A 21,690-nucleotide genomic window follows, 5' to 3' on the forward strand; every position below is an offset into this window, starting at 1 on the left:
CGGAGCCAGCCGGGCATTAGCGTGAGACACGAGAGACCTCCGTGGACTCGAGGGAACCTAGACAGCTCCAACTCGACTACGGAGGTCTCTCCTACGTCAACAACGATCCGGGTCAGTACAGCTAGACGCGTGGTGAGCACTGCCCCGTGAGCGGGAGGTCTTGCGCGGCCTTGCCGATGCGCGAAAGCACCTCGACGGAGCTCACAACCTCACTGTTGAAGTACACCTGAATGGCCGGTTCTCGACCGAATACGGTCATGCGATAGAACGGCGCATCGGTGTCGTCGATGAGCCAGTCAAAGCCCTGGTGGGTCTGGCACGGCAGCTCGCTGGCTGCCGGAACATCGACTCCGCAGGAGAAGTAGATCGACACGGGGTTGCCCCACGCGGCGGTTGATTGTGCGTCGGTCCACACGCGCTCGAGCTTCGTCGCGGGGTCGTTCGCGGCGATCGAATCCGGCAGGTTCACCATGACGTTGGCGCACAGCGGGTTGTTTGCATCCGGAGCTGGCTCCAACGCGACCGTGGGTGAGCAACCGACGAGCAGGGTGGCGGAAAGACCGAGGACTGCAAGAGCCGCTGAGCGGCGGCGGGAAAAACTCACCCCTCCAGCCTAAGCCCGATACCGTGGAGGGGTGACCGAACTCATTGGCGACCTCACCGAGTCCGACATCCTGCGGCGGATTCTGGCGCGCACGCCCAGCGCCGACACAGCCACTGTGGGCCCCGGAGACGACGCGGCTGTGCTCGCCCTTCGCGGAGACCTCGTCGCGACGACCGACACTCTCGTGCACGGCCCCGACTTCCGTCTCGCGTGGTCGAGTGGCTTTGACCTTGGCTATAAAGCCGCGGCGGTTAACCTTGCCGATGTTGCGGCCATGGGCGCGCGTCCGACTGCCCTTCTCGTGGCGTTGGCGATTCCGGCCTCGCTACCCGTTTCACTCGTCGAAGAGATGGCGGAGGGTCTCGCTGCCGCGTGCGCTGCGCTCGCTCCGGGCTGTGCGGTGGTCGGTGGTGACCTGACTGTGTCGGCGACCCTGACGATCGCGGTGACGGCGCTGGGTGACCTGGAAGGGCGCGCGGCCGTGCTGCGCTCAGGCGCGCGACCGGGCGACACGCTGGCGCTCGCTGGCACGCAGGGCAATGCGGCGCGCGGACTCTCCACGCTGTTCCGCCGCTTTACAGATACTCAGGGCGCGCCAACGCCTCTCGACCTGACCGCGTTGACCGCTGTCGAGCAGCTAGAGGTGATGGCGCAGTTGCGCCCGGAACCACCGATTGCGTTGGGAATTGTGGCCGCCGTTGCAGGGGCGACCGCCATGATGGATGTCTCGGACGGTCTCGTTTTGGACGCGCGTCGTATGGCACGGGCTTCTGGTGTCACGCTCGAGATTGACTCGAGCGCTTTTGAGAATGCGGCATCAGCCCTCGAGGGTGGCGAAGACCACCCGCTACTCGCAACGTTCACCGGTGCGCTGCCTGATGGGTTCCGTGCGATCGGTCGCGTCGTGGCGGCCGGTGACGAAGCGGTGCTCGTCGACGGCGCGCGTCATGACTTGCCGGGCGGTTGGGATCCGTACCGCGACTGGGACGCTCAGGCCGGCTGACCCCACCACAACGTGGTGTCACCGTAGGTTTTGTCGCGCAGCGCCTCGAGGCCAGCCGCTGCCCAGTCGGGCCCGGGGGAGCGCTTCGCGCGTTCCACGATCACGATCGCGTCTTCGCTGAGACGTTCGGCGAGCAAGACGAGAACGGCGTTGAGGTCGGCATCATTGATGTCGTACGGCGGGTCGAGAAAGACCAAGTCCCATGGCGTGTGTGCGGTCTTCAAGAATGTCGCCGCTGCTACGGCGTGCACGCGAGCGAGCGCGGCACCCGACTGCGCAACCTTTGCAGCGTTGTGCGAGGCAACCTTGGCCGCCTGGCCAGCCTTCTCAACGAGGTCGACGCTGGCGGCGCCGCGGCTCGCGCATTCCAGCCCGAGGGCACCAGAACCGGCAAACAGGTCGAGGACGCGGGCGCCGTCGATGGCATCGGCAGAGTCCAGCGCACCCAGGAGCGATTCGCGAACGCGGTCTGACGTGGGCCGCGTGCCAGAACCCGGGACGTCGAGGGGGAGTCCGCGGGCAGAGCCGGCAATGATCCTGGTCATTCCTCCAGCCTATCGGCGTCTCACCCCCGCGTTCCCGTTGTTCCGCCTGCGCAACCTGCCCACAGGTTCCGCTCGTTCTCGGGCAATGGGGGAGGTAGTCAGTAGGCTGAACGCGTGCGCTTCGTGATGGATTCTCGACTGGATGGCGCCGTCGGCGGTAAAACCGCGACCGTGCTGCAGCGTGCTTTTGGCATGCGCACGGTCGGCGACCTCCTCGCACACTACCCGCGCCGCTACGCCCGTCACGGTGAGCTCACGCCGATTCGGTCGTTGCCTGTCGGCGAGCAGGTCACGATCATCGCCGAGGTGAAGCGCGTTACCGAGCGCCGCATGCAGGCGCGCAAGGGCATGATTCTCGAGGTCATCATTGGTGACGGCAACGGCGAGATGAGCCTCACATTTTTCAACCAGCAGTGGCGCGCAAAAGACCTGACGGTCGGTCGCCGCGGCATCTTCGCCGGCAAGGTCGGCATGTACAAGGGTGGGCTGCAGTTCTCGCACCCCGACTACGAGCTGTTTGACTCGGCCGTTGAGATCGAGCCGGAGCGGTGGGCGAATACGCCGATTCCGATCTACCCGGCTACGTCGGCGATGGCGAGCTGGCAGATTCGGCGCTCCATCGAGCTCGTGCTCGATGGCATTGACGAGAACATTGCCGATCCGATTCCGGAACCACTGCGCACGTCGCGAGGGTTGTTGCCTGCGTACCAAGCGCTGGTTGGCATTCACCGCCCCGAGTCGTTGGAACAAGCGGAGCGGGCGCGAGACACGCTGCGCTTGCAAGAGGCGCTCGTGTTGCAGACCGCTCTCGCACAGCAGCGGGTGGCGGTGCGAGCACTGGAAGCTACGCCGCGGCCCGAGGGTGACCTACTGCAGCGCTTTGACGCGGCACTGCCGTTTGAACTGACCCACGACCAGGAGGCCGTTGGCGAGCAGATCGGCCACAGCCTCGTTGCGCCGTGGCCGATGAACCTGTTGGTACAGGGTGAAGTGGGTTCGGGTAAGACCCTCGTGGCATTGCGTGCGATGCTGCAGGTCGCACAATCGGGCGGGCAATCCGCGCTGATTGCGCCGACCGAGGTTCTTGCCGCGCAACACCTACGCTCGATTGCGAAGTCACTCGGGCCCGAGCTCGCGCCGCTGCTCATGCCGACGCTTCTCACCGGGCAAATGACGGCAGCGGAGCGCCGCAAGGCGGCACTGCGGGTGGCTTCGGGGCAAGCACTGATCGTGGTCGGTACCCACGCTCTGCTGAGCGACAAGACCACATTCGCTGATCTGGGCCTCGTCGTGGTGGACGAACAGCACCGCTTTGGCGTTGAGCAGCGCGAGACGCTGCGGGCAAAGGGCACGGCGCCGCACGCGCTGGTGCTCACGGCAACGCCGATTCCGCGCACCGTTGCGATCACGGTCTTCGGTGACCTGGAAGTTGCCACCCTGCGCACGATGCCTGCCGGGCGGGCCGGCATTTCGACGTTTGTCGCACCCGTCGCTGAGAAGCCCGGCTGGTTTGCCCGGGTCTGGGAGCGGGCAACCGAAGAGGTTGCGAAGGGGCACCAGGTTTTCGTCGTGTGCTCGGCAATTGATACCGATCAAGCCACCGCCGAGACCGAAGAAGAAGCGCCACCCGTCGAGGGCGAAGCGCAGCGGCCACGTTGGGGCGTCGTACAGGTTGCGGAGACTCTCGCAACACTGCCGACGTTTGCCGGCATTCGCGTTGAAATTTTGCACGGCAAGATGCCGTCAGAAGAAAAAGACGCGATCATGCGGTCGTTTGCCGCCGGTGAGATTGATGTGCTGGTCGCCACGACGGTTATTGAGGTCGGTGTTGACGTGCCAAACGCGTCGACGATGATCATTCTCGACGCTGACCGATTTGGCGTTTCGCAACTGCACCAGCTTCGTGGTCGTGTGGGTCGTGGCAGCGTGCCGGGGCTTTGTCTTCTTGTCACTGAAGCCAATGTGGGCACGCCGGCTCGTGCTCGCGTCGAAGCGGTGGCGGCAACGCTCGATGGCTTTGAGCTCGCTGAGGTCGACCTGGAGCTTCGTGGCGAGGGCGATGTGCTCGGTGATGCGCAATCGGGTGTGCGGTCGTCGCTGCGACTGTTGCGCGTCATGAAAGACCAAGACGTGATCGAGCTTGCCCGCGACGTTGCCGAGAAGATTCTTGCCGAAGACCCGATGCTCACGAAGCACCCCGGGCTCGCTGAAGCGCTCTCACGGCATATGACTCAGACGGAACGCGCGGCGCTCGCTAAGACGTAGTGTCGCTAGGCTAAGGGCATGAGCTCACGTATCGCCGTCGTTCCGGGGTCGTTTGACCCGCCGACGCTCGGTCACCTAGACGTTATCCGCCGCGCAGCAGCCCTGTACGACGAATTGCACGTGCTCGTGGTGCACAACCCTGACAAAGAAGCGATGTTGCCTATTGCACAGCGCCTCAGCCTGCTCGAACAGTCGATCAAAGAAGACGGCATGGGCGGCAATGTCATTGTTGGTTCCTGGAGCATGGGCCTTCTCGTTGACTACGCCACCGATGTGGGGGCGGGTGTGCTGATCAAGGGCATTCGCTCGCAGCTCGATGTTGCCTACGAAACCCCGATGGCCATTGTCAACCGTCACCTGGCGCAGATCGAGACTGTCTTCCTGCTACCCGACCCGTCACACGCCCTGGTGTCCAGCTCGCTGGTACGCCAGGTTGCCGGCCTTGGCGGCGACGTTTCGCCGTTCGTGCCGCCCGCTGTGGCGCGTTTCTTGGACACCGGCGCACGCGACATCTGAGTCACGGCCGCAAAGCCACCACACACAGCCTCAGCACAGTGCGGCGCGATACGATTGACGATTGTGAAGACCAAGAAGCAAGGCCCGTTCTCGATCAATGTTCGAGACATCATTCACCACCCCGGTGAGATGCGCGAACACGAGTTGACCATCCCTCTCACCGAGAAGTGGGGCGAGGGTATCGTCACCGTTGAAGCGGGCACTGACGTCGAAATTGACGTGCGTCTCGAGTCGGTTCACGAGGGTATTTTGGCGACGGCTGAGATCCACACGATCTTCGATGGCGTGTGTGGTCGATGCCTCACGGAGCTCTCCGAGAGTGTCGAAGTCGAGATCCAGGAACTTTTCGCGTATTCTGGTGACGAAGCAACTGACTTTGAGGTTCAAGACGACCACGTGGATCTTGAAATTCCGGTCAGGGATGCGATTGTCCTATCGCTTCCGTTTCAGCCGGTGTGTCAGCCGGATTGCCCCGGCCTTGATCCGGCCACGGGTGAGCGACTGACAGAAGCGCCGATTGAGCGTGCCGATGCGCCTACCGATCCCCGGTGGGCCGCACTTCAAGGATTCACAGATCAGGCCAGCGGAGCACACTCTGCTGAGCAAAACACGGAAGAGAGCTAGTCATGGCAGGTAACCCCCCAAAGCGGAAGGTCTCCCGCTCCAATACTCGTTCACGTCGTGCGCAGTGGAAGGCAGCTCCCGTTGCGCTCGTGAAGACGATTGAGAACGGCAAGGTTGTTTACAGCCGTCCGCACCAGGCCAAGGTTGTTACCGACTCGCAGGGCACTGAGCTGTTCCTCGAGTACAAGGGTCGCAAGGTCGCTGACGTTTAATTCGTCTCGGATGACTTGTGAGTGATTTGATCACGATCGCACAGAAGCTCGGCGTCGACATCGACGCCGAGCTTCTGTCGCTTGCACTGACACACCGTTCGTTCGCATACGAGAACGGCGGAATCCCGCACAACGAGCGCCTCGAGTTTCTCGGCGACTCCGTGCTGGGCCAGGCGACCACCGTGTTGCTGTACACGCGTCACCCTGACCTTGACGAAGGAGCGCTCGCGAAGCGTNGCGCCTCGAGTTTCTCGGCGACTCCGTGCTGGGCCAGGCGACCACCGTGTTGCTGTACACGCGTCACCCTGACCTTGACGAAGGAGCGCTCGCGAAGCGTCGCGCATCTGTTGTTTCAACCGTCGCGCTTGCTGAGGTCGCACGCTCCATTGGCCTGGGGGAGTACATCCGCCTCGGCCGTGGTGAAGAACAGACCGGTGGCCGTGACAAGGATTCGATCCTTGCCGACACCACCGAGGCCGTCATTGGCGCCACCTACCTGTCGGCCGGCCAAGAAGCGGCCACCGCGCTGGTGCACCGCTTTATCGAGCCTCTGCTCGCAGACCCGGATCGCTACGGTGCTGCCATCGACCCGAAGACTGCTCTTCAGGAGATGGCTGCGCGCGTCGCACATTCTGTTCCGGTCTACACGATCGAGGGTTCCGGCCCCGATCACGACCGTCGTTTTGTCGCCACAGTCACGGTTGGTGACGTGGTGTCGACGGGTGAAGGAACCAGCAAGAAGACCGCGGAGATGGCTGCGGCTCTCACGGCTTGGCACGTTCTGAACGACCGCGCCTAGTTCGCTGTGCCTGAGCTTCCCGAAGTCGACGTCGTTCGCGCTGGTCTCGCACCAGCGGTGATTGGCGCTCGCGTCACCTCGGTTGAGGTGCACGACGTGCGCGCGCTGACTCGCCATGCCGGTACCGCCGCCGACTTCGAATCGCAGCTCACTGGTTCCGTTATTCGCGAGGCTGCACGCCGCGGAAAGTTCTTGTGGCTTCCCATTTCTGAGACTCAGGCTGTCGTTGGGCATCTGGGTATGAGTGGGCAGATGCTGTTGCGTGAGCCGGGCGCGCCGACCGAGCGGCATGAGCGCGTGCGCATCATGATCGAGCACCCCGAGCACGGCGAGCTGGCGGTCGTGTTTGCTGATCAGCGTACGTTCGGTTCGCTCGCCATCGACCACATGGTTCCGACTCTTGACGGTGCTGCCGCCGGTTGGGGAACGGCCCTCGCAATGATTCCGTCGCAGGTTGCGCATATTGCGCGTGACCCGCTCGATGATGCTTTTGACGAGCGTGCGTTTCGTGCGGCGCTGGGCAAGAAGGCGTCGGCGATCAAGCGGGTGCTGCTCGACCAGACGGTCGTGAGCGGCATCGGCAACATTTACGCCGATGAGTCGCTGTGGGCGACGCGCCTCCACCCCGAGCAGCCGGCGAACCTCATTTCTGCTCGCAAGGTGACGGAGATGCTCGCCGCCGTGCGTGCGGTTTTGAACAAGGCACTTGCTGAGGGCGGAACCAGTTTTGACGCGCAGTATGTGAACGTCAATGGTCAAGCGGGTTATTTTGCGCACTCCTTAAATGCCTATGGTCGAACCGACCAGGCATGTGCACGATGTGGATCACCCATCCGCCGGGTGAAATTTATGAACCGATCCTCGTTTTTCTGTCCTCAGTGTCAGCGCGAGCGCTCTTCGTAGTCACAAGCTTACGCGACCTGACCGCGATCTTTTTCCCTGGTCACACTTAATTTCTTCGAGGTATCACTCAATGCTCGCCATGGTCGCTCAATACGCATAAAGATTGCTTCCATGCTCGCGGTCAGGATTTTCTGTCCCGGGCGTGTTGAGGTGGTGCGCTTCCGTTCGCGAGCCAGTGACGATCGATTACGGGAAGTCGACAAGCGGACATCTTCTTAAGCCGAGGATCGGTGGCTTGTCCCGATAGGCCGTTCCCTGCGGTGGATTGCGTGCATGCTGCATGGGCCTTGGTATCTCGCAATCGCCACCGTCTAGTTCGATCGGCCGAACCAGTACGCCGCCTGATGCCTTAGCGCTGAGCTGACCCAAGCGTTCACTCTGCGCAGTAATCAAGCAACGCTCCTTGGCACGAGGCGAAACAAGCAACTAACCAGATCAGAGGGGCATCTTGGGACCACCCAATGCGCCCAATTCAAGCACATATGAGGGATCGCGGGACCCAGGCTATGTTGTCGGTCGCATCGATCGGAGTGTTAAGCAGATAAGACTACGCACGAGCTGAGAGAATGTCAGTGGTGCCGTCTACCTTCTGTGAGGGTTGGGCGGCATCGCCTGTACTCGTCGCATCGCTCCGCCCCCGCTGGGCAGGATGTCTAGTCACAAGTGAAGGATCCCCGTGCCACACAGCTCCATCAACCACTCTCGAATCGTGGCGCTCATCTGGAACATCGCTGACGATGTGCTCCGTGACCTGTATGTCCGAGGCAAGTACCGCGACGTGATCCTTCCCTTCACTGTCCTGCGTCGCCTGGACAGCGTCCTTGGCCCGACGCAGGAAGCCGTGATGGCGATGAAGAAGATGCTGGATGAGGCGGGCGTCGCCGACCAGGATGCACCGCTGCGGGATGCGGCCAAGCAGGACTTCTACAACACGTCTGGCTTCTCGCTGAAGGACTTGCGCCACGTGTCGAATTCGACGCGTCTGCGCCAGAACTTCGAGGCCTACTTGGACGGGTTCTCGCCCAACGTGCAGGAGATCATCGACAACTTCGAGTTCCGCAACCAACTGGCCCGGCTGACGAAGGCCGACGCTCTTGGTGCGTTGATCGATAAGTTCCTCGCGCCGGATCTCGATCTCTCCCCGGCCGGGCTCGACAACCACGGGATGGGCACGGTCTTCGAAGAGCTTGTGCGCCGCTTCAACGAGGAGAACAACGAAGAGGCTGGTGAGCACTGGACACCGCGCGACGCTGTCCGACTGATGACGAGGCTGATGTTCGAACCGATCGCTGACGCGATCCCCTCGGGCACGTACCGCCTCTACGACGGTGCCATGGGCACTGGTGGAATGCTGACTGTTGCTGAGGAGACGCTGCGTCACCTAACTGAGCCTTCAGGAAAGAGGGTCTCCACACATCTGTACGGCCAGGAAATCAACGCCGAGACTTACGCGATCGCCAAGGCTGACCTCATCCTAAAGGGGGACGGCAAAGCTGCAGACAACATCGTCGGCGGCCCGGAGTTCTCAACGCTGTCAAACGATGCGTTCGCGGGCCAAGAGTTCGACTTCATGCTCTCGAACCCGCCGTACGGTAAGAGCTGGAAGACCGACCAAGACCGACTCGGTGGCGCGAAGAAGATCATCGACACGCGGTTCATCGTGACTCACGATGGCGACAGCGAGTACTCGCTTGTCACGCGCAGCAGCGACGGGCAGCTGATGTTCCTCGCCAACCTGATCTCGAAGATGAAGCAAGAGACTGAACTGGGCTCCCGTATCGCATCGGTGCACAACGGGTCGTCGCTCTTTACGGGCGACGCGGGACAGGGCGAGAGCAACATCCGCCGGTGGATCATCGAGAACGACTGGCTCGAGGCGATCGTCGCGCTGCCGCTAAAGATGTTCTACAACACCGGAATCGCGACCTACGTCTGGGTCCTCTCCAACCGCAAGGAGGAGCGCCGCAAAGGCAAAGTGCAGCTGATCGATGCCACAGGGTGGTCGACGCCTCTGCGCAAGAACCTCGGCGAGAAGGGCGTGGAAGTCAGCGCGACCGACGCCGACAAGGTGCTGGAGGCCTTCACCGCATTCGACCAGTACGACGACATCGATCGCTCCAAGGTGTTCGAGGGAGTCGACTTCGGCTACAAAAAGATCACCGTCGAGCGACCGCTGCGTATTGTCGGCGTGGATCCGAACCGCGTGTACACGGCGAAGGAAATCAAGCAGCTCAAGGAGGACGGCGTGCGCGATGAAGCAGCGCCGCCGGTGATCAGGAAGGCACTCCCGTACGCCGCCGCGCCCGACCCGCTGCACGGGCGGTACGAGGCGACAATCGCCGGACGCGCCCGTGTGGTTGAGTACGAGCCAGACACCGAGCTCCGCGATTCGGAGCAGGTCCCGCTGACCGAGCCCGCCGGCGACTACAGCGACGGAGTTGAAGCATTCTTCCGACGTGAAGTCACTCCTTATGCTCCGGATGCCTGGATCGACGAGTCGAAGACGAAGATCGGCTATGAGATTTCGTTCACACGCCACTTCTACAAGCCCGCGCCCATGCGTACCCTCGCCGAGATCCAGGCTGACATCCGCGCCCTCGAAGCTGAGACAGATGACTTGATCGCGGAAATCGCGGGTGAGCACTGATGTTTCGAGATCTCCCGCAGTACGCAGAATCAAAGCCAAATGCCTTTTGGTCATCTCTAACTCCGAGTCACTGGCGAGTACAACCGGGACTGGCGGTTCTGCAAGAGAACCGGTTGAAAAACGACGGACTGATTGAGTCCCAGGTGCTCTCCTTGAGCTACGGACGGGTAGTTGTGAAGCCCGTCGAGAAGCAGCGGGGTCTGGTTCCTGAGTCCTACGAGGGCTACCAGATCCTTGACCCAGGCGACATAGTTGTGCGTCCAACGGACCTACAAAACGACCAGACGAGCATCCGTATTGGGCATGTCAAGAACCGTGGAATTATCACCTCGGCGTACATTGGTCTTCACTCTTCTGGGGACTGGGATGATCTGTATGCTTATCAGTATCTGAGCGTTGTCGACTCGTCGAAGCGCATCTATGGAATGGGCCGCGGCCTGCGCCAGCAGTTGGGCTGGTCGGATCTGAAACGGATGCCTTGCCTTGTGCCACCGGCCGAGGAACAGGCGGCGATCGTGAAGTACCTCGCCCACGCGAACGCCCGCATCGACAAGGCCATCGCCGCCAAGCGCCGCTTAGCTTCACTACTGCAAGAGCAACAACGCGCTCACGATGACCGTGACCTGAATGATCTGAGCAGCGACAACGTCAACAGCGTGCGGCTCAAGTCTCTCCTTTATGAGGCGGACGATCGATCGACTCGTGGAGATGAGCAACATCTGTCTATGAGTCAAAAGTTTGGGCTGGTACCCGCCGATCGTATTTCGCGCACACTCACCGCAGAGTCAATGGCAGGCGGGCGAATCTGTCAGGCAGGCGACATCGTACTCAATAGGTTGAAGGCACATCTCGGAGTGTTTTCGGTGGCCCCGATGTCGGGTGTGGTGAGTCCTGACTACACAGTGTTGCGCACTCATGGAGATGTTCTTCCCGAGTTTCTATGTAGGAAACTTCAGTCTCCTGGCCTTCGTCCAGAACTTCGACGGCGCACTAAGGGTATTGTCGAAGGGTTCTGGCGACTATACACAGAGGACTTCCTTTCCATGCGCGTCGGTATTCCAGACATGCCAAGCCAAGTGCGAATTGTTCGCCAGATCGTGATGCGCGACGAAGAGACACGGCGTCTCACTTCAAAGATTGCTGAAGAGATTACCTTGCTCCAGGAATTCCGGACGCGCTTGGTTGCCGACGTTGTCACGGGTCAAGTTGATGTCCGTGCCATCGCGGCGGCGTTGCCGGACGCACCCGAGTCGTTCGACAATACGGTCTCCGCAACCGATGATGATCTTGAGGAAGTACTGGGCGAAGGCGAGGAGTGAGCATGCAGCGACTCAACGAGGAGAGCTTGGAAACGCTCATCGTTACTCAGATGAGCGAGGGCGGTTGGACCGTGGGTGCACCCGGCGACTACGTCGCTTCCTACGCGATCGATCTGGCGAACTTTGCTGCGTTTATCGAGTCGACCCAGCCTGATCTCGTCGCGCCGCTTGGGCTCGCATCGGACACTCCCACGCGCCACAAGTTCCTTGCGCGGCTGCAGGGTGAGGTCACTCGGCGCGGTGTTGTCCATATGCTGCGTAACGGCATCGATCATCTCGGTCTGCACGTTGACCTGTACTACCCGACGCCCGCGGCTGGGAATCCGAAGGCGGTGGAATACTTTGCCGCTAACCGATTCGTCATCACAAGGCAGGTGCACCACAGCGTCAGTAATCCAGGCGACGCCGTTGACCTCGTGGCGTTCGTCAATGGCCTGCCGATCTTCACCTTCGAGCTGAAGAACAACATCACGAACCAGACCGTGGAAGACGCGGTGCAGCAGTACCAGCGCGACCGCGATCCTCGTGAGCCGCTGTTCGCGTTCGGACGGACGATCGCTCACTTCGCCCTGGACGATCAGCGCGCACGATTCTGCACCGAGCTCAAGGGCGCTTCATCGTGGTTCCTGCCGTTCGACCAAGGATTCAACGATGGTGCGGGTAACCCGCCGAATCCCGATGGGGTCATGACGGACTACCTGTGGCGGCGAGTGCTCGCGCCGCAGAGCCTCGCCGGGATCATTGAGAACTATGCGCAGATCGTGGTTGAAAAGAGCCAGAAGAGTGGCAAGAAGGTCTCTAAGGCGATCTTCCCTCGGTATCACCAGCTCGATGTCGTGCGCCAACTCTTGTCCGATGTTGGGGCGAACGGTGCTGGTCGTCGCTATCTCATTCAACACTCCGCCGGTAGCGGGAAGTCGAACTCGATTGCGTGGCTGACTCACCAGCTCACCGAGGCCACACATAACGGCAAGATCGCGTTCGACTCGATCATCGTTGTCACCGACCGCATCATTCTCGACAACCAACTCACCCAGACCATTAAGTCATTCCTGCAGGTGGGATCGACCGTGGTCCATGCGGACCGTTCCGGAGATCTTCGCCGGGCGATCACGGCCGGCAAGAAGATCATCGTGACGACGGTGCAGAAGTTTCCTTACATCTTGGATGACATCGGCGCGGATCACCGAGATCGTACGTTCGCGATCATCATCGACGAGGCGCACTCATCCCAGGGATCGAAGACGTCCGCGGCCGTCTCTCGCGCGCTTGCAGGTGTCGAAGCCGATGAGGAAGACAGCGTCGAAGACCGGATCAACCGCATCATCGAGGGCAAGAAGCTGTTGACGAACGCGAGCTACTTCGCTTTCACAGCGACGCCGAAGAACAAGACACTCGAGATGTTCGGCGAACCAGTGCCCAATCCTGAAGGAGGTACGAGCTTCCGGCCGTTCCACTCGTACACGATGAAGCAGGCGATCCAGGAGGGCTTCATCGTCGATGTCCTCTCCAACTACACCCCGGTCGGCAGCTACTACAAGCTGATGAAGACTGTGGAGGACGATCCCGAGTTCGATGCGAAGCGCGCTTCGAAGAAGCTTCGTGCCTATGTCGAGGGCAACGAGCACGCCATTGCGCAGAAGACCGACATCATGATCGACCACTTCCTTGCTCAGGTGGTCGCGAAGCGGAAGATCGGTGGCCAAGCGCGGGCAATGGTCGTAACTTCGTCGATCGCCCGGTGCATCGAGTACTTCCATGCGATTCGTGACGCGCTCGCGTCCCGCAAGAGCCCGTACAAGGTGGTCGTCGCCTTCTCCGGTGAGCACGAGTACAAAGGGCTGAAGGTCACCGAGGCAAGCTTGAATGGCTTCCCCTCCAACGCGATCGCCGAGCAGGTGAAGACCGAACCGAATCGGATTCTCGTCGTCGCGAACAAGTTCCAGACCGGTTACGACGAGCCGCTGCTGCACACGATGTACGTCGACAAGACGTTGTCAGGTGTGTTGGCGGTGCAGACGTTGTCGCGGCTCAACCGGGCACATCCGGCGAAGCATGACACCTTCGTCCTCGACTTCGCGAATGATGCTGAGGAGATCCAGCGCGCGTTTGAACCGTACTACCGCACGACCGTGCTGGCGGAAGAGACAGATGCCAACAAGCTGCATGACCTGGTCAACGACCTCGACGCGTTCGGCATCTACACGCCTGAGCAGGTAGAAGATTTCGTCAGCCGCTACCTGGCGGGGGAGAGGCGCGACCAGCTTGACCCGCTGCTGGATACCAGCGTCGCTGAGTACATCGAACTCCCCGACGAAGACGATCAGGTGAAGTTCAAGGGCGATGCGAAAGCTTTCCTTCGCACGTACAACTTCCTCTCCACCGTCCTGCCTTACGGCAGCACTGAGTGGGAGAAACGATCGATTTTTCTTGACCATCTCGTGCCCAAGCTGCCGGCCCCCAAGGAAGAGGATCTCGCCGCCGGAATCCTCGAGAACATCGATTTGGAGTCGTATCGAGCCGAGAAGCTCAACGCGATGAAGATCGTGCTTGACGACGAAGACGGCACTCTTGCACCGATCCCGGCCGCCGGCGGGGGACACCTCTCAGATCCGGAGCTTGAGAGGCTCTCGGCGATCGTCCGGAGCTTCAACGATCACTTCGGCAATATCGAGTGGAACGATGCTGATCGTGTCCAGCGTTTCATTACCGAGGAAATTCCGCGGCTCGTGTCCGAGGACGAGGCCTACAAGAATGCGCAGGCCAACGATGACCCGGTGAACGCCCGTGTCGAGAGTGACCGTGCCCTCAGCCAGGTCATGCTTCGCCTGATCTCTGATGACACTCAGCTTTTCAAGGAGTTCCAGGACAACAGCAGCTTCAAGCAGTGGCTCGCTGGCGCGGTGTTCAACGCGACCTATCGGAAGAGTGCTTGAATGCCTGGAGCTAAGCGGCCGTCGACGACGCATATGGAGCGGGTCGGTGAGCCTAAGAACGAGATGAAGATGAGCGGGACGTTGGGAAATCTCATCGATGCTGCTTCATTGAACAAAGGTGCCTTAGGAAAGTTCACCGAGGCGCTGACAGGGGAGAACGACAGGGCTGAAGAGTGCGTTCGCCTGATCGGCGAGTACATCTACCGGTCGCACCGCATGCGAATGACTGATGACGATGCTGGCGCGGTGGGGAACAACTCGTGAAGGATGTCCGCCTCGAAGCTGCCGCAAAGGACGCAACCTCACGTGAGGAGGTCCCGGAGAAGAAGATCAAGCTCCGCACCCTCGCGCCCGAGTACAACGGGGACCACCACAGTCTCTACGTACGACACCTCGAGCAGGCCATCGAGGACAAGAAGAACCGAAACATCGCGCTGACTGGACGCTACGGGGCTGGAAAATCCAGCGTACTCGACGCGTTCGAGAAGAAGCATGAGGCGGAGACCGTCCGCATCAGCATCAACACGCTTGGCCCGGACGAGGACGATGAGGACCTCACCAACCGAATCCAGAAGGAACTGGTCAAGCAGTTCGTCTACCGGCTCAAGCCCGGCCAGATCCGACGTTCACGATTCGCGCGTCCGATGCCGATCACGAAGTTGATGGCGCTGTGGCAGGCGCTCATAGTCTCAGCGGTCGCGCTTGGTCTCCTGTGGCTACTCGGCGTCCGGCCGTCCGCGGACTGGCCCGGTGCGCAGGCGAACGTCTTCGTGAAGACCGGAATGGGGCTGTTGTTCTTCGCCCTGGTTGTGCTCGTCGTCTGGGCGGTTCGCTGGCTCATCGGGGACAAGTTCGTCTCCGAAGTGAGCACCGCTGGCACGAAGATCGCGCTCAGCGATGGACCCACGACCTACTTCGACAGCTTCCTCGACGAGATCGTCGCGTTCTTCGACGCCGTCGAGCCCCAGTTCGTGATCCTCGAGGATCTTGATCGTTTCGACGACCCGCAGATCTTCGACTCCCTGCGGGAGTTGAACACGCTGGTAAACGCCTCCGCCCACTGGAAGAGCAAGGGCCAGCCGCTCAGGTTCATCTACGCCATCAAGGACAGCCTGTTCGAGCAGCTCGGATCGGATGCCGCGCTGAAGGACGAAGCTCACGACGAGCAGTCGTCCGAAGCACCGGGCGGCAAGCCTGCGGTGACAGTGCCCAGGCCTGATCTCGCGGCCGAAGCCGTCCGCCGGGCCAACCGCACCAAGTTCTTCGAGATGGTCATCCCAATGGTGCCATTCCTCTCTCACCGGAATGCGCGTGACCACCTCTCCGGTGCCCTTCAAGAGCTCGGGTTCCCGGTGGACTTCGTCTCGCGGCCCTTGCTCGACCTCGTCGCGCGGCACACGACCGACATGCGCCTGATGATCAACATCTGCAACGAGTTCGCGGTGTTCGTCGAACGCCTCCTCTGGAGCGAGAACCCGGCTCCTGGCATGACCGCAGATCACCTTTTCGCGCTCGTCGTGTACAAAAACTTCCACATGACCGATTTTGAGAACATTGCTCAGAGAACGAGCACCCTGGACGACCTGGAACAGCATCATCGCAAAGAGGTCCGTGCCTTGATCGATGGGCTCCAAAAGCAGCGCCGCACGGCGTCTCAACTCGAGGCACACCGCGCGAAGAGAACGTCGGTTGCTGCAGCTCTCGGGCAGCGGCTGCAGGACATGAAGGCTGCGTTCCCTAATCCTTACAGCGGCTATCCGGTCTCGTTCGTGGCGGGAGGAACGACTTTCGCCTTCGACGCGATACAAGGTGTTGACTTCTGGGTGCAGGTCGCGTCAAGCCGAGCGATAACGGTGAATCACACGCACGCAGGATCAGCATCGATCGGAAGCGATCAGATCGATCGCCTCTTCCCCGAGCTCAACACCGCAGCGTACTGGCGCGCTCCTGACGCTGACAAACTCGCGCTCCTGAGCAAGCAATGCGATGAAGACATTGCGACATTGCGGGGCGCAGACTTCGTGGAACTCGCGGGGTACGGGAGAGTGCCAGCGGGGCGGAAGCCGTTCGCGCAGTGGATCCACGACGATCTCGAATCTGAACTGGCTCGCGACCTTGTCCGCAAAGGCTTCATCACGCGCAATTTTGCCGAGTACTCGGCGATCTTCTACGGCAGCTTCGTGGGCGTCGACGTCGCCTACTTCTACAACCACAGCGTCCAACCGAACGAGATGTACCTCGATTACAAGTTCACGTCGGAGAACGCCGTGAGCAACCTTCTCGAGCAGGTACCGTCTGACTTCACGAGCACCGTGAGCGCGCTGAACATCGATGTGGTCGATCACCTGGTGGTGCATCAGCCTGATCTGGCGAAGGAGGTCGTCACATACATCGCCTCTAACGACGCAAACAAGAACATACTGAGCTTCCTGGAGTCCTACTTCAACACGCCTGGTGCACAGCACGAGGCGTTCGTCCGGCTGCTTGCTGAACACCCATGGCACTCCGTCTTCGAGTACCTGGCAGGGCATCACGCGATCCCAAACGACTCGACTCGGCTGCGACTGTTCGACTCGGCGCTGCTGCATGCTCAGGCGGTCGAGTCGTATGAGATCGGCGAAGCAACGGTGGAGCTCCTTAACGCGCACCACCCGCAGATGACGGCCATCGCAGCAGGCCAGACTCCAATTAGGACCGCGCGATTGCTCGAGATCCTCGAAGCCGCTGACATCGTAGTCCCGGACTTGAGCCTCCTAAGCAAGCCGCTTCGCGATCGCATCGTAGCCAAGCAGATGTACGAGATCAACGTCGCCAATCTCAAGCAGGCGCTCGAGATCGATACTGCGCCCACACTGGACGAAGTCAGAAGGAACGAGCACGTCTGGGAGCACTGCCGCTTGCATGTCGACGAATACCTCACGGCCATCCAAGGCGATGAGTCAATTGACAGCTTCGTCGAATCGGAGTCCGTACTCGTCGACATCATCGGCGAGCAGCAAGAGTCCTGGACGACGGAGCAGCTCAGGGCAGTGATTGAGGGCACCTCTGCCTCCGTCACGATTGGGGATCTCAACGAAGTCCCCGAGTCGACCTGGCCGATGCTGGTCCAGTCGCGGCACGTCATGCCCTCGGCCGCGAACGTCATCGATTATGCGAAGGCACACGGCATCGATGAAGGACTCGCGGAGTTTTTGTCGCCACACGGCGCTGAGCCCGTTGAGATTCTGAACCTCGACGAGGTCGAGGATGACGCGCTCGCCGAGCTCGCGTTTAGGCTATTGAACGCCCCGGAGCGCTTGATCGCAAAGGACCGAGTTGCCCTTGCCGCGCAGGTGAGCCCGGTAGACGGCTTCGACCTGGACTCCGTGACACCCAGCACAGATCAGCTTCTCGCTCGTGGCCTAGAGGCGGGCCTGTTCGAAGACGATCTCCCCACGTTCTCCCACTTCGCGCCGGGTGGATGGAACGCCATGTCCGAGGCCTTCGGGGCATCTCAGAAGGTTGGGAGCTTCTTGTCGCCGACGATCGTGCAGGGCTTCGTCGCCGACTTCCTCGCGAGCCCGAACATCACGAAACGCTTGAAGCGGATCGTCGTCACCCAGCTGCCGCAATATGTCCCCAACGACGACGCACGGGCCCTTCGAGCTGCCGGCGAGTTCGCCCGCACGGAATCGCTCAAGCTGCCTTTGGGGGAGGCGCGGAGGATTGCCCGCGTTGCCAAAGCCGCCGGTGCGGTCATGCGCCAGCTGGTGCTGTCGAAGGAAGATCTCTCGACAGATGAAGCCGTCGAGATCCTCGTCGCCCTCGGCGCACCGTACAGCACGTTTGCCGACGGGCCCGGCGCGAAGTTCGACTATCCCAACAACGTCCCGTCGCTTGAGACTGTGTTCAGGCGTCTCGAAGCTGACGGCCGTATCAAAATCACGAGGAAACTCCTCGGGCATGGACGGACGGTCGAGGTCCTTGTCTGAGACATCCGCCGGCGAGATTGCGTCTTCACGCGCTCGGCTGCCATAGGGGGAACCATGGAGCAGCACGACTATGCCGCGTGGGAGCCGACGCTGCCAGCTTCCCGCGACCAGCGTTTCCTTCGCTGGCAAGACGAGCTGAGCTCGCTGATCACGCCGCGGGTATCGATCCGCACAGCGGTGCCCACGCCAGAGGATGCCCGACGCATGCGCGACATGCAGATTGTGTGCGAACCCATCACCGTTCTGTCCCTCGAAACGAACGCCCACACGATCAACGATCGGTTGGCGCTCTTCGCCGAGATCGAGAACGTGCACGTCGGCTTCTGCGTCGCGTTTCCTGGGGTGAAGACCTCGGACCCGATGTTCGTTCAGGTGGTCGCCGTGGTGCCTGCTGCGCAGCGGCGGGGCATCGGTCGCGAACTGCTGGCCGCCGCTGCCACTACGGAACCCGAGCGCGACATCGTGTTCGCGACGCAGGAGAGCAACCTAGCCGCACACGCGATGAGCGCCCGATTCGCGGGCGAGCTGGGCGCGACGCTCCAGCGGGTCAATCTTGGCGTGTATCCGGATCGCTACCTGGGCATTCAGCGGGGCCAGGGGTATCGGGCCTGGAGGGTCAAACGACCTCGATAGGCACCGATCCTGCCTGCTCGCAGTCCTCAGAGTCAGCGACGCCACCAGCTGGGCCGGTCGCGCATGCCCGGATGCCAGGCCCGCGGCTCGGGCGCATGCTTGGCCGGAGCCTCGTGCGAGTCGCGACCGATGCTGTAGTCCTTGTACGGCGCTGACGGGTCCCAGCCCTCCATGTGCGGTCGTAGGTCTTTCGCCGATGGCTCCGCGTCGAAGGCTCCATCGTCGAGATGCTCGAGGTTCACGATCGGGTCGAACTCGTCTGCGCGGCTGCGCGCCCATTCCAGCCACTCCTGCAGCCTCGGTCGATCGGCCAGCAGTCACTGGGCGGTTGCTTCCGCCTCGAGCTGCCTTGCGAAGTCCCGGAGCTCCTGCGCCCCTTGCCAGCTTTCGAACGCTCGCGCGAAGATGAGCTCCCGCTGAACCAGCAGGGCCTTGGCGCGGGCGCGTTCGCGCACCTCCTCCCACGCGCGTCGCTCGGCAGCTTTTTCACGCTCGTATGCTTCATGCGCCTCGATGCGTCTCTGCCTCTCGCGCTCGGCCGCATCTACGTCGTCGACCACGCCCTTCTTGATCGCGCGCGCGATCTCGCGGACTCGAGTTTCGAGAGCCTTCTTCTTCTCATCCGACCAGCTGTCGCTGTTGCGCTCGTACCGATAGCTCTGGCCCCCGAGAGGAACTTCGTGCGATCCGTCTCTTTCGATCTTGAGATGCAGCCGCCCGGACGGCACGCTGTCGAACTTCGGAATCTGCTTCCATGGCGAGCGCCGGAGCTCTCGCTGCTCAGCGTCCGTCGGGACGTGGGCCACCTCCTCCAAGAGCTCCGTCAGCTCCAGGCTCCGCCGGCGTGTGTCGACCTGGATGAACAGCTTCGGCGTCTTCAGCTTGACGTTCATCCCGAGCCGCAGCTCGTGCGCGCGCAGTTCCTCGGCGAGGCCGAGCACCACCGCGATCGCGCGGGGACGAAGTCCTTCGCTGACGGCCTCGGCCTGCTCGTGATGATGTATCCAGTTCTCGCGAAGGTTCGCTACGACAAAGTTGCGGCTGTCGCTGGAGACAAGAAGCTCCTGGTTTCGTCTCTGGTCTTGAACTGGCTGGTTGGTCCGGCGGTCATGTTCGCACTGGCGTGGTTGTTTCTTGCCGACCTGCCCGAGTACCGCACCGGGCTCATCATCGTGGGGCTTGCGCGCTGCATCGCCATGGTCGTTATTTGGAACGATCTGGCGTGCGGCGACCGTGAAGCGACGGCTGTGCTGGTGGCGATTAACTCGGTGTTTCAGGCGTTCGCATTCTCGTTGCTCGGCTGGTTCTACCTCACGGTGCTACCGGGATGTCTGGGCTTGGATACGCAGGGCCTGGAGGTCTCGGTCTGGCAGATTGCTCTCAATGTGGTGGTCTTCCTCGGTATTCCACTCCTGGCGGGATTCGCTTCGCGCTGGATCGGTGAGAAGCGGCGCGGACGGAAATGGTACGAGGAGAAGTTCCTGTCGGTCATCGGCCCGTGGGCGCTGTACGGACTGCTGTTCACCATCGTCTTGCTGTTCGCGCTACAGGGTGAAGCGATCACGTCACACCCCCGGGGATGTCGCAAGGATTGCGTTGCCCCTGCTGGTGTACTTCGGTCTGATGTGGTTCTCGGGATTGCTGTTGGGTAAAAGCATCGGGCTGAATTATGCTCGCTCCACGACTCTGGCGTTCACAGCTGCTGGCAATAATTTTGAGTTAGCCATCGCCGTCGCGATCGGCACGTTCGGGGTGACATCTGGGCAGGCTCTTGCTGGCGTCGTCGGCCCGCTCATCGAGGTTCCTGTGCTCGTCGGCCTCGTCTATGTCTCGCTCTGGGCGGCCCGCGCTTGGTTCCATACCGACCCGTTTGAAGGGAAGAGATCGTGAACTCTGCAGTCGATGTTGACACCTGCACGCCCCTTGCCCGCGACGCAATCAGCGTGGAAGCGGCCACCACTGCGGCGGGTGCTCTCAAGTCCATCGCCGACCCGCTAAGACTGCGCATGCTGGCGACCATCGTTACGGACCCTCGTGGTGAAGCCTGCGTGTGCGACCTGGCAGAACTCGCTGATGTCTCCCAGCCAACGATCTCGCATCATTTGAAGGTTCTTAAAGATTCCGGCTGGCTCGTGTCCGAGCGACGCGGTACGTGGGTGTACTACCGTATCTCACAGTCGCACCAGGAAGCGGCCGCCGTATTGCTCGGCCCCGCGCTCAACGCCCTCACTCGTTCGTCAGAAGGAAACGCGCAATGACCGAAACACAGAAGCCGTCCGTCCTGTTCGTCTGCGTCCATAACGCTGGCCGTTCTCAGATGGCCGCTGGTCGGCTCCGTGAACTTGCTGGCGACCGAGTCGAGGTGCGCTCCGCCGGTTCGATGCCCGCCGCCCACATCAACCCGGTCGCCGTCCAGGCGATGCAGGAAGTTGGTATCGACATCACCGCCGAGCAGCCCAAGGTCCTGACGACTGAGTCCGTGCAAGACTCCGATGTCGTGATCACGATGGGCTGTAGCGACGTATGCCCATTCTTCCCCGGCAAACGGTACGAGGATTGGAAGCTCGACGATCCCGCCGGACAAGGCATTGACGCGGTGCGCCCCATTCGCGACGACATCAAAGGTCGCATCGAGGAACTTCTGACTGAGATCCTCGCCTAATCGTCGTCCACTCAACGAAGGGGAACTCATCGGTTCCTCCTTCGTTGAGCT

At 61.4% G+C, this 21,690-nt stretch carries 18 protein-coding genes and 2 pseudogenes; 16 read left to right on the forward strand and 4 right to left on the reverse strand.

Translation table 11 applies throughout. The features are described from left to right. Positions 1–121: 121 nt before the first annotated feature. On the reverse strand, positions 122–604 hold the full coding sequence (locus tag ACQUSY_RS08605; protein WP_428904078.1) for a DUF3515 family protein: 483 nt from the start codon (positions 602–604) through the stop codon (positions 122–124). Between the two features lie 31 nt (positions 605–635). Here ACQUSY_RS08605 and thiL point away from each other — a divergent pair, with 31 nt between their 5' ends. Further along, positions 636–1,607 (forward strand): thiamine-phosphate kinase, encoded by a 972-nt coding sequence (gene thiL / locus ACQUSY_RS08610; RefSeq protein WP_428904079.1) that lies wholly within the window; start codon positions 636–638, stop codon positions 1,605–1,607. On the opposite strand, the gene rsmD is transcribed toward thiL, so the two are convergent. Next, a complete protein-coding gene (rsmD, locus tag ACQUSY_RS08615) occupies positions 1,595–2,152 on the reverse strand; it encodes a 16S rRNA (guanine(966)-N(2))-methyltransferase RsmD (RefSeq protein ID WP_428904080.1) in 558 nt (185 codons plus the stop codon). The genes thiL and rsmD overlap by 13 nt on opposite strands. Positions 2,153–2,278: 126 nt before the next feature. On the opposite strand from rsmD, the gene ACQUSY_RS08620 reads away from it, so the two are divergent. The 12 genes and pseudogenes from ACQUSY_RS08620 to ACQUSY_RS08675 all read left to right on the forward strand — a co-directional run bounded on the left by ACQUSY_RS08620 (position 2,279) and on the right by ACQUSY_RS08675 (position 18,977). After that, positions 2,279–4,417, forward strand: coding sequence for an ATP-dependent DNA helicase RecG (locus ACQUSY_RS08620; RefSeq protein ID WP_428904135.1), 2,139 nt, complete (start codon positions 2,279–2,281; stop codon positions 4,415–4,417). Between the two features lie 18 nt (positions 4,418–4,435). After that, entirely contained in the window at positions 4,436–4,933 is a 498-nt protein-coding gene (coaD, locus tag ACQUSY_RS08625) for a pantetheine-phosphate adenylyltransferase (RefSeq protein ID WP_428904081.1), read from the forward strand. Between the two features lie 129 nt (positions 4,934–5,062). Next, entirely contained in the window at positions 5,063–5,557 is a 495-nt protein-coding gene (locus tag ACQUSY_RS08630; protein ID WP_428904136.1) for a YceD family protein, read from the forward strand. 2 nt (positions 5,558–5,559) lie between these two features. Continuing rightward, the gene (gene rpmF / locus ACQUSY_RS08635) at positions 5,560–5,769 is read left to right on the forward strand and encodes a 50S ribosomal protein L32 (protein WP_247622624.1); all 210 of its coding nucleotides are present in this window, start codon (positions 5,560–5,562) and stop codon (positions 5,767–5,769) included. 26 nt (positions 5,770–5,795) lie between these two features. Further along, positions 5,796–6,568: pseudogene (gene rnc, locus ACQUSY_RS08640) on the forward strand (ribonuclease III). Between the two features lie 6 nt (positions 6,569–6,574). After that, a complete protein-coding gene (mutM, locus tag ACQUSY_RS08645) occupies positions 6,575–7,471 on the forward strand; it encodes a bifunctional DNA-formamidopyrimidine glycosylase/DNA-(apurinic or apyrimidinic site) lyase (protein ID WP_428904082.1) in 897 nt (298 codons plus the stop codon). Between the two features lie 676 nt (positions 7,472–8,147). Next, on the forward strand, positions 8,148–10,118 hold the full coding sequence (locus tag ACQUSY_RS08650) for a type I restriction-modification system subunit M (protein ID WP_428904083.1): 1,971 nt from the start codon (positions 8,148–8,150) through the stop codon (positions 10,116–10,118). A gap of 113 nt (positions 10,119–10,231) precedes the next feature. After that, a complete protein-coding gene (locus tag ACQUSY_RS08655; protein WP_428904084.1) occupies positions 10,232–11,437 on the forward strand; it encodes a restriction endonuclease subunit S in 1,206 nt (401 codons plus the stop codon). 2 nt (positions 11,438–11,439) lie between these two features. Beyond that, complete coding sequence (locus ACQUSY_RS08660; RefSeq protein WP_428904085.1) at positions 11,440–14,373, forward strand: type I restriction endonuclease subunit R; 2,934 nt, start codon at positions 11,440–11,442, stop codon at positions 14,371–14,373. Next, entirely contained in the window at positions 14,374–14,637 is a 264-nt protein-coding gene (locus ACQUSY_RS08665) for a hypothetical protein (protein WP_428904086.1), read from the forward strand. Continuing rightward, positions 14,634–18,344: an ATP-binding cassette domain-containing protein gene (locus tag ACQUSY_RS08670; protein ID WP_428904087.1), complete on the forward strand. Its 3,711-nt coding sequence runs from the start codon at positions 14,634–14,636 to the stop codon at positions 18,342–18,344. Before ACQUSY_RS08665 ends, ACQUSY_RS08670 begins: the two co-directional genes overlap by 4 nt. A 54-nt stretch (positions 18,345–18,398) precedes the next feature. Continuing rightward, positions 18,399–18,977: a GNAT family N-acetyltransferase gene (locus ACQUSY_RS08675; RefSeq protein ID WP_428904088.1), complete on the forward strand. Its 579-nt coding sequence runs from the start codon at positions 18,399–18,401 to the stop codon at positions 18,975–18,977. A 32-nt stretch (positions 18,978–19,009) separates the two neighbouring features. On the opposite strand, the gene ACQUSY_RS08680 is transcribed toward ACQUSY_RS08675, so the two are convergent. After that, entirely contained in the window at positions 19,010–19,219 is a 210-nt protein-coding gene (locus ACQUSY_RS08680; protein ID WP_428904089.1) for a hypothetical protein, read from the reverse strand. 75 nt (positions 19,220–19,294) lie between these two features. Beyond that, positions 19,295–19,921 (reverse strand): hypothetical protein, encoded by a 627-nt coding sequence (locus tag ACQUSY_RS08685; protein WP_428904090.1) that lies wholly within the window; start codon positions 19,919–19,921, stop codon positions 19,295–19,297. A gap of 30 nt (positions 19,922–19,951) precedes the next feature. Here ACQUSY_RS08685 and arsB point away from each other — a divergent pair. The 3 genes and pseudogenes from arsB to ACQUSY_RS08700 form a co-directional block, all read left to right on the forward strand. Further along, a pseudogene (arsB, locus tag ACQUSY_RS08690) lies at positions 19,952–20,867 on the forward strand (ACR3 family arsenite efflux transporter); the annotation flags it as partial. Then, entirely contained in the window at positions 20,864–21,235 is a 372-nt protein-coding gene (locus ACQUSY_RS08695; RefSeq protein WP_428904091.1) for an ArsR/SmtB family transcription factor, read from the forward strand. The pseudogene arsB and the gene ACQUSY_RS08695, both read left to right, overlap by 4 nt. Continuing rightward, positions 21,232–21,639, forward strand: coding sequence for an arsenate reductase ArsC (locus tag ACQUSY_RS08700; protein ID WP_428904092.1), 408 nt, complete (start codon positions 21,232–21,234; stop codon positions 21,637–21,639). The genes ACQUSY_RS08695 and ACQUSY_RS08700 overlap by 4 nt, the downstream gene beginning before the upstream one ends. The last annotated feature ends 51 nt before the right edge of the window (positions 21,640–21,690 follow it).

Origin of the sequence: Microbacterium daqui (genome assembly GCF_050408675.1) — a bacterium.
Lineage (GTDB): Bacteria > Actinomycetota > Actinomycetes > Actinomycetales > Microbacteriaceae > Microbacterium.